Annotated in this window: 14 protein-coding genes, 1 pseudogene and 1 riboswitch; of the genes and pseudogenes, 8 read left to right on the forward strand and 7 right to left on the reverse strand. The window is 70.8% G+C overall.

Annotated elements, in window-relative coordinates:
• Nucleotides 1–14: 14 nt before the first annotated feature.
• Nucleotides 15–734 carry a DNA-binding response regulator gene (locus ACIBIW_RS11020; protein ID WP_399334376.1) on the forward strand — a complete coding sequence of 240 codons (720 nt, stop codon included), beginning with the start codon at nt 15–17 and terminating at the stop codon, nt 732–734.
• A gap of 226 nt (nt 735–960) precedes the next feature.
• Here ACIBIW_RS11020 and ACIBIW_RS11025 read toward each other — a convergent pair whose 3' ends face one another.
• Nucleotides 961–1,686 (reverse strand): transglycosylase SLT domain-containing protein, encoded by a 726-nt coding sequence (locus ACIBIW_RS11025; RefSeq protein WP_399334378.1) that lies wholly within the window; start codon nt 1,684–1,686, stop codon nt 961–963.
• Nucleotides 1,687–1,691: 5 nt separating this feature from the next.
• Nucleotides 1,692–1,853, reverse strand: a riboswitch (cyclic di-AMP (ydaO/yuaA leader).
• Nucleotides 1,854–2,614: 761 nt separating this feature from the next.
• Entirely contained in the window at nt 2,615–3,187 is a 573-nt protein-coding gene (locus ACIBIW_RS11030; RefSeq protein WP_399334381.1) for a TetR/AcrR family transcriptional regulator, read from the reverse strand.
• Between the two features lie 248 nt (nt 3,188–3,435).
• Between ACIBIW_RS11030 and ACIBIW_RS11035 the strand changes: the two genes are divergently transcribed.
• The 3 genes from ACIBIW_RS11035 to ACIBIW_RS11045 all read left to right on the forward strand — a co-directional run bounded on the left by ACIBIW_RS11035 (nt 3,436) and on the right by ACIBIW_RS11045 (nt 6,814).
• Nucleotides 3,436–4,455: an aldo/keto reductase gene (locus ACIBIW_RS11035; protein WP_399334383.1), complete on the forward strand. Its 1,020-nt coding sequence runs from the start codon at nt 3,436–3,438 to the stop codon at nt 4,453–4,455.
• A 167-nt stretch (nt 4,456–4,622) separates the two neighbouring features.
• Nucleotides 4,623–6,317: a hypothetical protein gene (locus ACIBIW_RS11040; protein ID WP_399334385.1), complete on the forward strand. Its 1,695-nt coding sequence runs from the start codon at nt 4,623–4,625 to the stop codon at nt 6,315–6,317.
• A 59-nt stretch (nt 6,318–6,376) separates the two neighbouring features.
• The gene (locus tag ACIBIW_RS11045) at nt 6,377–6,814 is read left to right on the forward strand and encodes a glutaredoxin domain-containing protein (protein WP_399334386.1); all 438 of its coding nucleotides are present in this window, start codon (nt 6,377–6,379) and stop codon (nt 6,812–6,814) included.
• A gap of 3 nt (nt 6,815–6,817) precedes the next feature.
• Here the strand turns inward: ACIBIW_RS11045 and ACIBIW_RS11050 are convergent, their stop codons facing one another.
• Together ACIBIW_RS11050 and ACIBIW_RS11055 are read right to left on the reverse strand one after the other, a co-directional pair.
• Entirely contained in the window at nt 6,818–7,039 is a 222-nt protein-coding gene (locus ACIBIW_RS11050) for a DUF397 domain-containing protein (protein ID WP_399334860.1), read from the reverse strand.
• Nucleotides 7,040–7,197: 158 nt separating this feature from the next.
• Nucleotides 7,198–7,972: pseudogene (locus ACIBIW_RS11055) on the reverse strand (helix-turn-helix domain-containing protein); the annotation flags it as partial.
• 163 nt (nt 7,973–8,135) lie between these two features.
• On the opposite strand from ACIBIW_RS11055, the gene ACIBIW_RS11060 reads away from it, so the two are divergent.
• The 4 genes from ACIBIW_RS11060 (at nt 8,136) to ACIBIW_RS11075 (ending at nt 10,386) form a co-directional block, all read left to right on the forward strand.
• Complete coding sequence (locus ACIBIW_RS11060) at nt 8,136–8,603, forward strand: ATP-binding protein (RefSeq protein ID WP_399334388.1); 468 nt, start codon at nt 8,136–8,138, stop codon at nt 8,601–8,603.
• 78 nt (nt 8,604–8,681) lie between these two features.
• Nucleotides 8,682–9,080 carry a radical SAM protein gene (locus ACIBIW_RS11065; protein ID WP_399334390.1) on the forward strand — a complete coding sequence of 133 codons (399 nt, stop codon included), beginning with the start codon at nt 8,682–8,684 and terminating at the stop codon, nt 9,078–9,080.
• Nucleotides 9,077–9,523, forward strand: a complete 447-nt coding sequence (locus ACIBIW_RS11070; protein WP_399334392.1) for an SPASM domain-containing protein — start codon at nt 9,077–9,079, stop codon at nt 9,521–9,523. Before ACIBIW_RS11065 ends, ACIBIW_RS11070 begins: the two co-directional genes overlap by 4 nt.
• 62 nt (nt 9,524–9,585) lie before the next feature.
• On the forward strand, nt 9,586–10,386 hold the full coding sequence (locus tag ACIBIW_RS11075; protein ID WP_399334394.1) for a protein kinase: 801 nt from the start codon (nt 9,586–9,588) through the stop codon (nt 10,384–10,386).
• A 54-nt stretch (nt 10,387–10,440) separates the two neighbouring features.
• On the opposite strand, the gene ACIBIW_RS11080 is transcribed toward ACIBIW_RS11075, so the two are convergent.
• The 3 genes from ACIBIW_RS11080 to ACIBIW_RS11090 form a co-directional block, all read right to left on the reverse strand.
• The gene (locus ACIBIW_RS11080; protein ID WP_399334396.1) at nt 10,441–12,402 is read right to left on the reverse strand and encodes an FHA domain-containing protein; all 1,962 of its coding nucleotides are present in this window, start codon (nt 12,400–12,402) and stop codon (nt 10,441–10,443) included.
• A gap of 44 nt (nt 12,403–12,446) precedes the next feature.
• Nucleotides 12,447–14,051, reverse strand: coding sequence for a serine/threonine-protein kinase (locus tag ACIBIW_RS11085; protein ID WP_399334398.1), 1,605 nt, complete (start codon nt 14,049–14,051; stop codon nt 12,447–12,449).
• Between the two features lie 179 nt (nt 14,052–14,230).
• Nucleotides 14,231–15,154 (reverse strand): LAETG motif-containing sortase-dependent surface protein, encoded by a 924-nt coding sequence (locus ACIBIW_RS11090; protein ID WP_399334400.1) that lies wholly within the window; start codon nt 15,152–15,154, stop codon nt 14,231–14,233.
• Nucleotides 15,155–15,536: the final 382 nt, after the last annotated feature.

The raw sequence follows: 15,536 nt of genomic DNA on the forward strand, positions 1-15,536 counted from the left end.
GGGACAATGGCCGGGTGGCGGCAACAGTGACGATCACCGGTGACAGGGAACTGCTGGCGCGCGTCGGGCCGATCCTGGAGTCGGCGCGCGAGGAGTTCGTATGCGCCGCCCGCGACCTCGGCACCTGGGCACATCTGGGCCGCCGGCCCGCGCCTCCCGGGGCCGCGCGGGGGCCGGGCGATGTGCGGGTGCCCGACGGGATACGAAGGCGCGATGTGCAAAAGCCCGAAGGGGCGCGGGGGCCGGGCGATGTGCGGGTGCGCAAGCTGTACGGTCCCGGGGCGGCGGCCGGGGAGGGCGACCGCAGGCATCTCGCCGGGCTCGTCGGCAGGGGCGCGCGGGTGCGGATCGCCGCCGCCCCGCTGCCGCACGAGACGATCATCGTGGACCGCCGCTTCGCGATCATCGCGAGCGCCGGGGCCCGGGACCGCGAGTACACCGTGACCGGCGAGTCCAGCCTGGTCGGCGGGGTGTGCGCGCTCTTCGACGCCGCCTGGGAGTCCGCGGCCGACCTGACCGCCGCCCTGCGCGGCGGCCGGGCGCGCCTGGACCCGGAGGCGCACGCGGTCCTGCGCGCGCTCGGCTCGGGCGCCACCGACGAGGCGGCCGCCCGGCGGCTCGGCATGTCCCTGCGCACCTACCGGCGCCGGGTGGCCGCGCTCCTCGACGCGCTCGACGCGGGGTCCAGGTTCCAGGCCGGGGTGCGCGCGGGCGAGCTGGGGCTCGGCGGCTGAGGGCGCGGTGCGCCGCGAGGGTGGCCGGGGTCCGTGCGTGGGGACGCCTCGGCGGCCCACCCGGGTCGTACGGGGTGGGCCGCCGGGGCGCGTGTGTGACGGACGCGGGCGGGTGAGGGGGCTCGCCCGGTGTCACCTGCCGGGACGGCGGAACCTGTCAGGAGGGCCCGGAACCCCGACAGCCGAGGTCCGAGGTCCGTACGGCAGCGGACCGCTCCGGTACGGCCTAGTAGGGGCCGTTCACGTTGTCGATGGAGCCGTACACCGCGGCCGCGTAGTTGCAGGCGGCGGTGATGTTGGCGACCGGGTCGTAGCTGTCCATCGAGGTGCCCGCCACGTGGTACGTGCGGAACGTGGGGTCGATCACCTGGAGCAGGCCCTTGGACGGGGTGCCCTTGACGGCGTTCGAGTCCCAGTTGTTGATGGCCAGCGGGTTGCCCGCGGACTCCCTGATGATGTTGCGGTAGATCCCGTTGTAGCTGCCGGGGATGCCGCGCTGGGCCATGACGTCCAGCGACTCCCTGATCCAGCCGTCCAGGTTGTCCGGATACGTCTTCGCCGCGGCGGGCACGGCGGTGGCGACCTTGGCCGCCGCCGTCTTGGTGGCCGCCGAGGGCTTGGCGGGAGCCTTGTCGGTGAGTGTCAGCCTGAGCCCGGGGTGGATGAGACCGGGGTGGGCGCCGACAGCCTGCTTGTTGCGCTCGTACAGCTTCTGCCAGCCGCCGGGCAGCGAGAACTTCTTCGCGATCTTTGCCAGTGAGTCGCCCGCGACCGTGACATAGGTCTCGGGTGCGGACTTGGCCGGGGCGACCTGGGCGGCGGCCGGTGCGGCGTTGGCGGTGGTGGCGCTGATGAGGGGGAGCGCGAGGGCGGCCCCTCCGGTGCCGAGGGCGACGAGGCGCCGGGTGATGCGGGACGTTCTTGAGCGACGGTGCTTGGCCGTTGCGGGCATGACGGGTTTCCTCTCCGTCGCCTGCGAGGTGAGCTGTCGGGTTCGGGCTGGAGATGCCCGGCCGCGTGTACGCGACTTCACCCCAAGCCGGGCCGTTTCCGGTCCGGCACTTACCTGGGTCCCCCGCTCCTGCCGTTCACGTCAAGTGGTTTCGGTTGTTCCGGACGGCGGCAGGATTAGGCGGCCCGCCCGGATTGACGAGAACGTAGACGGAAAGCGCGCGGCGAAACAAGTCCGGAATACCAGGACGCCTCTCAAACCGGCGTAAGAACCGGAAAAGAAGATCACGAATACCGCCTTTCCCGACGCCCAACTTTCCCCGGACGGACCAGAAATGACCGCAGGACGCGACGACGCGCCCGACCGACGACAGTGACCGAGATCACGGCCCCGGCGCGCAACCACGCGCGCACAACACCGCCAAGCAACCCGAAAGTTGAACGAAACCTACGGATCGGACTTCTGGGAGAACACCGGTAAATCGCCCATACGGCCCATCCGGTGGCGGGCGGGAACACACGCCGGAGCGCACAGGTACAAGCAGTTCAGCGGCATGGAAGAGGGGCCCTACCGACCGGAATACACACCTCCGGGCACTCGTCGGCCCCACACCCCCGGTCGACGACGGTCAGAGGGACGAACGCCCCGGCCCCAATCCGCAATAGCGGTTACGAGTTACCGAGCCCGCACCGAATTCCCTCCGAAGTCCGCCCCCTCCACTCACCCAGAAGCCGCCACCACCCCACAATTCCACGGAGATCAACAATCCGAAACGTCCACGGAATAAGCACCCCTGACCCAGCGTCGGAATTTAAAGCCCGAAGCGCGAGCCCTCAATTGCCGGAATTCCAGGGGGTTTACGGGCCGTAGCGCCACGCCGCTCCCCCGCCGAACCGGAGTCTTCACCTCCGTTCCTGCGGTGCCGAGTTCAGGGGCGCGGCCGGAAGCCGTCGAAGACCACGCCGAGGGTCCGCTCGCGCAACTCGGCGCCCCACTCCTGGCGTTCCGCGGCAAGGCAGACGGCGCCGAGCAGCGCCAGCACCTCGGGCATCCCCAGCCCCTCGCGCACCGCGCCGGCCTCCTGGGCGCGCCGCAGCAGCGCCTCGATCGCCGACCGCATGGCGGCGCCGACCTCCGTCATGCCCGCCTTGACGTCGACGCCCGCGCGGTCCAGCACGTCGGCCACCGCGCGCTGCCGGGTGGCGTTCTCCACGAGGGCCGTGAAGAACCCGAAGAACGCGGCGCCCGGGTCCGAAGCGGCACGCAGCGCCTCCGCCTCCGCGACGAGGGCACCGGCGCGCTCGGCCACGATGGCCTGGAGCAGCGCCTCCCGGGTCGGGAAGTGCCGGTAGATGGTGCCGAGACCCACCCCGGCCCGGCGGGCGACCGCCCGCATCGAGGCGTCCATCCCCTCCTCGGCCAGGGCCTCCTCCGCCGCCCTCAACACCTTCGCCCTGTTGCGCCTGGCGTCCGCGCGCGGCGCCCTGCCCTCGGCCTCCATCGACGCCCTCGCCTCCCGTACCGCCCGCACCCACGGGCCATTGACAGCCGGAACACCTGTTCCGTATCGTCCGGACCGCCAGCGAACCGGAACACCTGATCCGATTCTATCCACCGCCGCACGCCCGCCTGCCCTGGGGCACGAGCCACCGGGCGCCCGGGATGCCCGGGGCGCTTGCGGCACTCGGAGCGGTGACACGACCGCCGCGCGTACCCGGCGGTACGAACACGACCGGGGGAACACCTCTCATGGAACAGACCCGCCCGACGCAGTACACCCGCCTCGGCGACTCGGGGCTCAGGGTCTCGCGCCTCTGCCTGGGCACCATGAACTTCGGCCCGCCAGGCGGCGCGGGCGTCGGAAGCTGCGACGAGGCCGAGGCCGCCCGCATCGTGGACGCCTTCCTCGACTCAGGCCACAACGTGATCGACACCGCCGACGGCTACACCGGGGGCCGCTCGGAGGAGATCGTCGGCAGGGCGTTGCGCGGGCGCCGCGACCAGGCCGTCCTGGCCACCAAGGCGTCCCTGCCGCAGGGTCCTGGCCCCAACGACCGCGGCCTCTCGCGCATCCACCTGACCCGCGCCCTGGAGGGGAGCCTGCGGCGCCTGGGCACCGACCACATCGACCTCTACCAGTGCCACCACTGGGACCCCGACACCCCCGTCGAGGAGACCATGGCCACGCTCGACGGCTTCGTGCGCGCGGGCAAGGTGCGCTACCTCGGCTGCTCCAACTTCACCGCGGCGCAGATCGTCGAGGCCGGGTGGGCCGCCGCCCGCCTCGGCGCCACGCGCTTCGTCAGCCTCCAGCCCTCGTACTCCCTGCTCGACCGCTCGGCGGAGGCGGAACTGCTCGGGGTCTGCGCCCGGCACGGTCTCGGCACCCTGGCCTGGTCCCCGCTGGGCGGCGGGGTGCTGGCCGGGCGGTACGCGCGGGGCGCGCGGCCGGGCGACGACACCCGCGTCGGGCGGCTGCTGCGCTCCACCTCGCCGCTTGCCAGGCGGTGGGCGGGGGCGCTGCTCACCGAGCGGGCACTGGACATCGCGGACGCGGTGCGCGACACCGCCGCCGAGCTGGGCGCGACGCCGGTGGCGGTGGCCCTGGCGTGGATCTGGCACGCGGGCCTCACCTCGGCCGTCATCGGCCCCCGCACCCTCGACCAGCTCCGCGACAACCTGGCCGCCCCCGCGCTCACGCTTCCCCCCGAGGCGCTCACCCGCCTCGACGCCGTTTCCGCCTCCGCGCCCGCACCCCACCCGACCTGACGCCCACACCCGCACCCCCGCGGAAAAACGATTTCAGACCCAAATCCCCCAGAACCGCAGCACGTCTTGACGCGAACACGGCCACGCCCATAGGTTCACCTGAAATCGATTCCACGCACAGGATTCGCACAGGTTTCCACGTCTTCCGACCGGACCGAGGAGCCCCCATGCGCACGGTCGCCCCACGCCTGTCATCTCGGCGCACGCTCGGCTGCTGCCTGCTGGCCGCCCTGCTCGCCCTGGCCTCGCTGCTGCTGCCGGGACCGGCGCGGGCGGCGGACCCCGCGGTCGCGTCGTCGCCGCCGGACAGCACGTTCTTCTCCACGGTCGGCATCGACCCGGGCGCCACCGTCGGCGCCCCCGCGGTCGGCGACGACCGCAACCACGGCGACCTGTGGCCCAACTGCTGGTCGGACGACGACAACGTCTACGGCGCCTACGGCGACGGCATCGGCTTCGGCGGTGACGGCGACTTCGCCGACATCGGCGTCGCCCAGATCTCCGGCACCCCCGGCAGCCTCACCGGCACCTCACTCGTGAGCGGCGACCGGGTGGGCCAGGTCTGGTCGGCCGACCACACCCGCAAGCCCACCGGCATGGCCTGCGTCGACGGCACGCTCTACCTCGCGGTGCAGGACCTGGCCCTGGACTTCAACGACGCCCCCGCCGCGACCATCGCCAAGTCGACCGACCACGGCCGCACCTGGACCTGGGACCACTCGGCCCCCATGTTCGGCGACGGCGTCTTCACCACCGTGATGTTCCTCGACTACGGCAAGGGCTACGAGAACGCGCCCGACGGCTATGTGTACGCGTACGGCCTCGACCACAACTGGCGCGACAGCTTCGACGACAGCGTGCCCGACCCGGTGGACCTCTTTCTGGCCCGGGTGCCGAGGGACCAGGTCATGGACAGGTCGGCGTGGCAGTTCGCGTCGGGCACCGACGCGGCCGGCGAGCCCGCCTGGTCCTCCGACATCGCGAAGCGCACCCCGGTCCTGCACGACGACCGCCATGTCTACCAGGACGTGTACACGGCGGGCCGGGCGAAGAACATGACCGTGCTGAGCCAGGGCGGCATCGTCTACGACAAGCCGCTGAACCGCTACCTCTACACGTCATGGACCGAGTACACCTTCGAGTTCTACGAGTCCCCCACGCCCTGGGGCCCGTGGAAGCGCTTCGACTCCAAGGACTTCGGCGGCTACCCCTGGACCCACACCAAGCACGGCGGCTACGGCACCACGATCCCCTCGAAGTTCATCAGCGCCGACGGCAAGTCGGTGTGGCTCCAGTCCAATGTGTGCCCGTGCGGCGGCGGCATCGCCGACCAGTGGGCGTACACCTTCTCCCTGCGGAAGATGCATCTGGAGCCGTCGGTGCCGACCACCCCGTCCAACCCCCAGGACCCGGCCCGCAACCTGGCCGGGGAGCCCGGCACCACCGGCATCGAACGCGCCACCCACTTCGGCCGGACGGCGTACTACAACGACGGCGACCGCGCCCAGAACGAGGACGACTGGAACGACGAGAACAAGCCGCTGAGCTGGTGGGGCTACACCTGGCCGCGCCAGTACACGGTGGACCGCGTCGTCTACACCACGGGCAACATGTTCCCCGACGGCGGCTGGTTCGCCTCGGCCCCCCGCGTCCAGGTCCGCCAGAACGGCACCTGGCACGACGCCACCGGCCTGACATCCACCCCCGCCTACCCCACCGACGCCTCGGCGGGCCCCCACCACACGTACACGTTCGACTTCGACGCCACGGCCGCGGACGGCATACGCGTGATCGGCGCCCCGGGCGGCACCCGGACGTTCACCTCGATCGGGGAGCTTGAGGTGTACGACGCGGGGGCATGAGGGGCGGCGTCCGCCGCATGTCGCCGCGGCGGGCCGGCCCACCGATAACCTTGCTTCTCATGACACGCGCGTGGACGGTACCGGCACTGATGATGGGCTGCGGCGTGGTCGTCGCCGCCGTGACGGCGTCCGATGGGGCGATCGGCGGGGCGGTGACGCTGCTGGTGCTGTTCGCGCTGCTGGCGAGCGTGCACTCACCCCTCGTCTTCCCGAGGTCGATCGGCGCGGAGGAAGCGCGGCGCCGCAGCGCGGCCGACGGCCGCCCCGTCATCTACTGGCGGCCCGGCTGCGTGTACTGCCTGCGGCTGCGTTTCCGTCTGGGCCGCGGCGCCGGCCGGGCGCACTGGGTCGACATCTGGCGCGATGCCGCGGGCGCGGCGGAGGTGGGGGCGGCCAACGGCGGCAACGAAACGGTCCCGACCGTCGTCGTCGCTGGCCGCCCCCATGTCAACCCTGATCCCGCGTGGGTACATGAGAGGCTGCGCCGCTCGGCGTGAGGGTCAGTCGTCCGACGCGTGAGCCACGAATCGGGCCCAGCCCGTGCGGCCTACGGCCAGTGTGGGGCGGGAGGGGGCCTTGGAGTCGCGGATGTGGACGATCCGGTTGGATACGGCTACCTCGACACAGTTGTCGCCCTGGGCGCTGCTGTAGCTAGGGGCTTTCCCGCAATCCCTGGCGGGCGCGCGACGCTCCCCCAGCCTTCGGCCGGGAGGTACCCCCAGCTACGGCACCTCGCCGCGTTGTCGGAACGCCCACATACGCCCAGTATGCGGACGTCCCTCCGCCTTGCGATGCGCCCCCGCTGCCCGAAGGGCGCGGGAGGTACCCCCAGCATCTGACGCCGCGCGCTGATCCACCGTGGATTACGGGACAACCCTTAGCGCATCTGAATCCTGCTGACTTCTTTCTGGTCGGAGATCACGCGGCCGTTCTCCTGCCCCTCCGAGTACGCGAGCCTCCGTCCGTCCGGCGTCTCCAACAGGCTGACGGGGCCTGACAAACAAGCATGCAGCTCGGTATCGGCCGGCACGATCTGGATCGTCACGTTGCGAAGGGCCCCGAGTTCCAGCATCTGGCCAAGCAACTTACGCGTCACCTCGACGCCTCCCAATCGACGCAGGAGGACACCCTCGTCGACGATGAAGTCAAACGTTGTGTTCGGCCGCTCTTGAAGCAACCGCTGACGCTCCATGCGCGCTCGACCATGGCGTCCAGTTCGTCGTCGGACAGAGGGGGATGTCGTTCTCTCCGGGGACCCTCGCGTACGCACGTGTCTGCAACAGCCCCGGAACCAGTCGGCACTCGTACGTGCACACGCTCACCGCCGTCCTCTCCAACCTTGCCCACCGCTTGAACCAAGCCGCGATCCCAGGCGTAGCCCGTGTCAGATATGGCGCGGCCCGCCGCAACGCGCCGGTGTTGCCGAGGATCTCCTCCGCGCGCTCCACGAACGACTCGGCCGGCATTCGCCTGCCCAACTCGACCGACTCCACCGTAGCTTTGGAGAAGCGGACCAGTTCGCCGAACTGGACCCTGTTCAGGCCCGCGTGTTCGCGCAGGGCCTGGACGACGGCTCCGAAAGTCCGCATGCTATCGGAGGGGCCGGGCTCCCGATCATCGTCCCCCGTCGCGGAGTCAACACTTTCGGTCGTCATACGCGGCCACCTCCAGGCGCGTTGGTGCGTGGTACCCGAGACTCGGGTCACCCAGGGTCATACCGACCGCACCGTACTGTCCACGTTTCGTGTACGTACGCTCACTTTGCGTACATGTCGTGTCACTGGTGGAGCGGGTTCCCGAGCCGTCACCTTGGGCCGCATGACCCCTCTCCTCCCCGAGCGCCCCACCACCGCACGCATGTTCACCCAGTTGCTCTCCGCGACCCGCAGAGGCGCCCGGCTCGCCCGGCTCCTGTCAGTGGGCGAACTGCACCGCTGGGGCGTGGCCCCGAGCGTCACCGATCGGGCCGGACAGGTCATCGCGGAGATGGCTTCCAACGCCGTGCTCCACGGGCGCGTACGCGGGCGTGACTTCAGGATCGCCCTCGTACTGGACGCCTCCGAGCTGCTGATCGAGGTGAGCGACGCGAGAGGCGAACGACAGCCCGTGGTGCGCTCGGCCCCCTGCGACGAACATGGACGAGGCATGCTCCTGGTGGATGCCCTCTCCGACGACTGGGGCGCATCACAGAGACCACCCGGCGGAAAGACGGTCTGGGCAAGACTGCAACTCCCGAACCCCCCGGGACCGAGCCCCACGCGAACAAACATCGCTCGTCCTGGGTGACCGGGGATGGCGACTGTCAGTGACGACACCTACTGTTTGCGTTGTCTCGGAATGCCCAACTCGAAAGGAATGCGTGACATGGCAACCACAGAGTTACTGCCAAAGACGCAAGACGAAAGCCTGACGGAGTTCCTGTGGCTGGACATCACGAGGAAGTGCCAGCTCGAATGCTCCCACTGCTACAACTCGTCGGGTCCCGACGGCGACCACGGCAGCATGAGTCGAGAGGACTGGTTCATGCTGCTTGACCAAGCCGCCGACACCGGAGTCTCAGCCGTCCAACTCATCGGCGGTGAAGTCACCATGCACCCGCACGGGCGGGAAATCGCCGCTCACGCGCTGGGCCTGGGGCTTCAGACGGAGGTTTACAGCAATCTCGTACACATCACCCCTGAGTGGTGGCGGCTTCTCCAGCACGAGGGGGCATCACTGGCCACTCGTACTACTCCGCCGACGCTGTTGACCACAACGCGATGACACGTCGGCCGAGCCATGGCCGAACCCGAGCCAACATCGTCCGGGCGGTGAAACTCAGTGCCCCGCTCCGCGTCGGCATCGTAGGCGACGACAGGAAGCGAGCGGCTGAGGCGGAAGAGGAGCTTCGTGCCATCGGCGTACGGCGGATCGGAGTGGATCACATCCGGCCATACGGAAGGGGTGCGGGAGAGGCAGCCCCGGGAACTTCCGGTCTGTGCGGGCGCTGCGGGGACGGTTGCGCTTCCATCGGCCCCGGCGGACAGGTGTCCCCTTGCGTGTTCTCCACATGGATGGCTGTGGGGAACGTTCAGCAGGCTCCGCTTCCGACTATCCTCAATGGCAACAGAATGAGTGAGGCGGCCGCTGCGATCCGCGGTGCGGCCAACACAGCAAGCCGCCAGTCGAATTGCGTTCCGAAAAATCCGTGCGCCCCCCCGCTGTGAGCCCAACGCGGCCTGTCGGCCGGGCACGCCACCGTCGGACTGCCAACCGAGGAACTGAAACCGTGAGCAACCTCCCCGGCCCAGAGTTCTGGGCACTCGTGCATCCGTACACGGGAGATGTGGCCCGAGCAGAGCGCCCGTCGCGCGCTTTCGACTCCGATGTCACCGCGATGGTGGAATCCGACGAGGGGCGCTTCTTCATCAAGGCCATGCACAACAGGCCAGGAGGGCGACGCGAATCCCTCATGCGTGAGAAAGCGATCAATCCCTTCGTCCGGCCAATCTCGCCTCCCCTGCTATGGGACACAGAAGATGACGCCTGGGTCATTCTGGGCTTTGATCTTGTGGAGGGTCGGCACGCGGATTTCTCCCCGGCTTCTGGGGATCTGCCCCGGGTGGTCGGCCTTCTCGACCGGATCGGCGATCTGGTACTTCCCGAAGTGGCACGAGAGTGGGCCGAGGACCGGTGGGACTGGCTCACGACCAGCGACGAGGAGGTGGAACTGCTTCGGGGGGACTCCCTGATCTACGGGGACATCCATCCCGCGAACTTCCTTCTCGGAGAACGGGATGCCTGGGCGGTTGACTGGTCCTGGCCCACACGCGGGGCCGGGTTCATCGATCCCGCCACGCTCGTCACGCAGTTGATCGGCGCGGGACACAGTCCGCAAGACGCGGAGGGATGGGTAGACGGCTGTCGGGGCTGGGCGGACGCCGATCCGCGCGGTATCGACACGTTCGCCGCTGTCTCCGTGCGTCTGTGGCGCTCGCTCGCGGAACGCAATCCTGAGGAACAGTGGATCAAAGCGATGACAACTGCCGCACAATCCTGGGCTGACCATCGAGGCATCGCCGTGGACTGAGGCTCACAGGTCGGCCCGTCCGCGCGCCGACCGGGTGGCGCGCGAGTGGAAGGCTCAGGCCGGGTTCGCGGGTACAGGCTCCGGGGTCGCCGGGGTGCCTGTGAAGGTGCGTGGGTCGGTGGGGCGGGGGACGTACACCGGGGATTCGGACTGGTAGAAGATGTCGATGTCGGCCTCCTCGCCGCCGACGATCAGGGTGTCCCAGGCGCCGCTGCGCTCAAGGGTCTTGAGGGTGGCGGGGTCGAGCCGGGCGAGGTGGTCGCGGAGTTCCGTGTCGTCCGGCATGCCGGGCAGGCGGGGCGCGAGCCGGTCGCGTATCGCGGCCATGCGTTCCGTCAGCGCGTCGAGGTCCGACCGCGGGGCCCCGCCCTCGTCGCCCTCTCCTCCGTAGGGGACGTCCTCCATGCTGCGGGCGATGATGTCCCTGATGGCGTGGGTCTCGCCCTGCCCGTCGGTGGTGACCATGGCGTTCCAGGCCCGGCTCTTGTGCCGGTACTGGAGCATCGACATCGCCGCCTCGTGCCGGATGAAGTCCGCGTCGCGCAGCGGCTTCCCGTTCCACGCGCGGGTCAGCGAGCGGGCGAGCGAGAGCGCGGACGCGAGGCCGCTGTTGAGGCCGCGGCCCGGCCAGAAGTGGATGGCGTTGGCCGCGTCGCCCAGCAGGAAGCCGTACGTGCCGGGGCTCGTCGTGGTGGGCACGCTCAGGCGCGCGGTGAACCGCACCCGCTGCACCATGTCGAGCCGGAACGACGTGACGGCCGTGAAGTCGCTCTCCGGCACCCCGAACAGCTTCAGCCCCTGCCTGATCCGCCTCCACAGCGGCGAACTGCGCAGCAGCGCGGGCAGGAAGAGGGTGCCGTGGGTGGCGCAGCGGAACTCCCCTTCCTCGTCGTCCCCTTCGCCGCGGACCATGAGGCAGGGGCGGGAGCCCACGCACTCCTCGAAGACCTGGCGTACGGGGTCGATCCCGATCACGTCCCTGGCCTCGTCGCGGGTGAGCCGCATGTTCAGGAAGCCCTCGCCGCTCAGCGCGTTGAGCAGGAACCTGTTCTGAGAGACCGTCAGCAGCACCGCCATCGGGTCGGGCAGCGCGGACTTCACCCGCAGGCCGAGCACGACGTCCTGGAGGTGCTCGCCGTCGAGGGAGTAGATCGAGGAGTCGGCGGCGCCGAAGCGGTCCCCGAAGTACTCGCGCGTGTGGGAGCGACCGCCCTCGCAGACGGCGAGCACATGCGCCTGGGACAGCCGCTCCTCCTGCTCGGCCGGGTCGAACCGCTTCGGCACCAGCCGGATTCCGGGCGTCTTGTCCGCCAGTTCGAGGAGGCGGTCCTCGACGTACGCGATACGGATGTTGCGCGGCGGGCGGCCCGCCACGGAGTCGGGCCCCACGGGCCACATCTCGGTGTACTCGCCCGCGTCGAACAGCGCGGTCTGCAACTCCTCCGGTAGCGCGGACCATTGGCGGCTCTGCACGGTCACGACCTGCTGGCGGCGGAAGTTGCCCTGGGTCTCGTCCTTCCAGACGACCTTCTCGCCGTCCCTGGTCCACCGCCCGTCGTAGACCGTCACGGAGACTTTCTCACCCATCATCTGACGGGCCATCAGCGCGAAGGCGAGTCCGACCGGGCCCCCGCCGGAGACGGTGACATGGAGCACCCCGGGGTTCTCGGAGGCCGCCACCCGGGGCGAGTCGAGAAGCGAGAGGTCCATCACCGTCTCGATGGCCTCGGGCGACTCGTAGAGGAAGGTCTCGTCGCCGATCCTGATGCGGTCGTTGGGCCGCAGCACGTGCCGGGTGACGCGGTCACCGTTGACGAAGGTGCCGTTGCGGCTGCCCCGGTCGTAGAGGACGAAGCCCGCGTCCTCCTCCACGATTTCCGCGTGCAGCCGGGAGGCGCTGGGGCTGACGATCACGATCCCGTTGTCGCCGTTGCGGCCGAAGGTCAGCGGGCCGCCGCCGAGAACCGCGTTCTGGCCGGCGAAGGGACCCGTCTGACCGACGATGAGGGTTGACACTGACGCTCCTCGCGTGTGTTGCGCTGTGGTTCGGTGTGGTCGCATCAGCCGCACGTCATGGTCAGCGGCACGGCGTTGGACTTGCCCTTCACCGGGCTCTTCAGCTCGACGGCGAGCCGGCTCTCGAACGTGCCCTCGTCCGCGTACGAGTTCAGGCTGACCGTCTCCTGCCTCGTGAGGCCCTCGCCCTCGGGGAAGGACACGGTCCGCCACCGCGGGTCGGTGACCCTTCCGTCCACGGACACCCACCGGTACGAGAACTGGGCGGGCAGCCGCGTCACGGTGAACGTCGCCGTGAAGGCGGGCGCGTCCCCGTCCGCGGGCGGGCACGGGCCGGTGTAGCTGGTCCTGACGCCGGTCACCGCCACCCGCACCACGGGCGTGGACCCGCCGGACGCGGCCGGGGAGGCGGGGGAGGTGGCCTCGGGGCCCGCGGTCTTCCGGCCGCCGTCGCCGTCGTCCCCGCGCAGCAGCGTGTAACTCGTGACGGCCAGCGCCACGACCGCCAGGGCCGCGCCGACGGCGACGAACACCGTCCGCCGACGCCTGCCGGGCGCGGCGGGGGCGGCCGGGTCGGCCGCGGGAGCCACCGGGTACCCCGGGGTCCCGAAGCCGGGCGGCGGCGCCCCGAAGCCCGGAGGGGTGGGGGCCGGAGGAACGGGGGACGGTGGCGTGGGGGACGGCTCGGTAGGGGATGACCCGGTGGGGGCCGGTGGTGTCGCCTGGATGGTCCGTGGGTCCTGGGGTGGTGTGACGACGGCGGGGGCGGGGGGTGTGACGGTGGCCCCGGGGGCAGGGGGTGTCGCCCCGGTCGCGACGCGTCGTAGATCGTGCTCAAGGCGGGCGGGCTCCGGGCGCCGTGCCGGGTCCTTGTGCAGCAGCGACTCGATGACCGGTGTGAGCGCGCCCGCCCCGCGGGGCGCCGGTGCCTCGTCGTCGACGACCGCCCGCAGTGTGCCGAGCGGGGTGTCCCGCCGGAAGGGCGAGCCTCCCTCGACGAGCACGTACAGCATCACACCGAGCGACCAGAGGTCGGACGGCAGCCCGAAGGGACGGCCGAGCGCCCGCTCCGGCGCCACGTACTCGGGCGAGCCCACCACCTGTCCCGTCATGGTGAGCGCGGAGTCGCCCTCGATGACGGCTATGCCGAAGTCGGTGAGCACGACCCGGCCGTCGTCGGCGATGAGCACGTTGGCGGGCTTCACGTCGCGGTGCAGCACCCCGGCCGCGTCGGCCGCGCGCAGCGCCGCCAGCACCTCGGCGCCGATCTCCGCCGCGCGCTCCGGGGCGAGCGTGCCGGACCCGGCGGCCAGGTCGGCGAGCGACCGGCCGCGTACCAGCTCCATGACGATCCAGGGGCGGCCCTCGTCCGTGACCACGTCGTAGACGGTGATGACGTTGCGGTGCGTCACGCGGGCGGCCGCCCACACCTCGCGCTCCATGCGCGTGTACATCCGCTCGGCCTGGGCCTCGGAGTACCCGGCCGGTGTGCGCACCTCCTTGACGGCGACCTCGCGCCTGAGCGTCTGGTCGTACGCGCGCCAGACGGTGCCCATGCCGCCCTCGCCGAGGCGGGCGAGCAGCCGGTAGCGTCCGGCGGTCAGACGCTCGGGGCCGGGCTCCTCCGGCAGGGTGTCGTCACTGCTCATCGAGGCGATGCTGCCTTTCCTCACGCTAGCGGCTCGTCGGCGACACCGGGGTCCCCGCCCCGGCCCCCACCCCCGCGTCATGGGGCTGGTGGGACGGCCGGGGCAAGAGTAGTTGATACTTCATTCAATACGGGCCGCCCCGGCGGGATTTCACCGAAGCGGCCCGTGTCGCAGGGGAATCACACGGCGGTGGAGCCGCCCCCGCGCCGCCGTACCACGATCATGGTGCCCGCGCCGGCAACCACGACCGCCGCTCCGATCCCTCCGATCACCGGCAGGGTGGAGGACGAGCCGGTGTCGGCGAGGTTCCCGCCGCCCGACGAACCGGCGCCGCCCGAGCCGTCGGCGGTCGGCCCGGGGGTGTGGCTGCCGTCGCCGGAGCCGCCGTCTCCCTTGCCGCGCGCGACCACCTTGAACACGGCCTGGGTGGTGGTGCCGTCGGTGCAGTCCTGGCCCGGGGCGAGATAGGTGCCGCCTCCGATGGCGTAGCCGCCGCCGAGGGTGGCCTCGGAGTCGATCCGCAGGCGGAACGTGAGATCGGTGGACTCGTGTGCCTTCAGGCTGGTGTAGCCGTAGATGATGCCCGTCTCGCGGTAGTCGTCCTTGCCCTCGTCCTTCAGGGAGAGCCACTTGCCGCCGTCGGCGTCCCAGTACTCCAGGTAGGAGTGGAGATACAGGTCGGCGTTCTCGCTGGCGCTGCCGTTGTTGACGTTCACCGACGCCTCGACGTCGCCGACGGCCGTGTCGCTGGTGTCGGCCACGGTCATGGTGAACGTGCTCCAGCCGCCGCCCGCCTCGATGGTGGCGGGCATGCCCGTGAGGGTGAAGTGCACAAGCGAGGAGGGGCCGTTGTTGCAGGGAGGCGCGTCGGTGGCCGACGACGAGGCGCTCGGCGAGCCGGAGCCGGGTTTCGACGGCGCCCCGGAAGGGGCCGAGTCGGCGGGCGCGGAGGGGGACGGGTCGGCGGTGGGGCCGGACACCGGCGCCGAGGGGGACGGTGAGGCCGCGCCGCCGACCGCGTGGGCGGCGGTGGCGGTCAGCAGGACAAGCGGGGTGAGCGCGGCGGTCGCGGCGGCGGCCGACAGGGTGCGGCGAAGCTTCATGGGTGGTCCTCGGGACAGGGGTGCTGGGACATGACTGCACCTGTGTGACGCCGCCGCCCGGCGCATTGTTGTGGCGAGGGGGCGCTGTTCGGGAGATGTTGGCGCGCCGGACATGTAGGCGCCGTTCGGCTTTCCCCCGGCCGGTGCGGGCCGTGTGGTGCTTCTACTGCCGCCCGGTGGGGAGTTGGCGGAGGGGGTGGGACACCTGGAGGCGCCGGCCCCGGCGTTGACGGGCCCCGCTTTCGCGGGAGCGTAAGTCGCCGCCTCTTTGGGGGAGTTGACGAAGCGGCCACCGAACGCACGTCCGATGTGACCGCCGGAAGGACCCCTCGTTCTCCCTGGCGACAGCGGCGCCCGTCCACGGGCGGTGCGGGTGTCCCCG

It is taken from the genome of Streptomyces sp. NPDC050560 (assembly GCF_044457285.1).
Classification (GTDB): domain Bacteria; phylum Actinomycetota; class Actinomycetes; order Streptomycetales; family Streptomycetaceae; genus Streptomyces.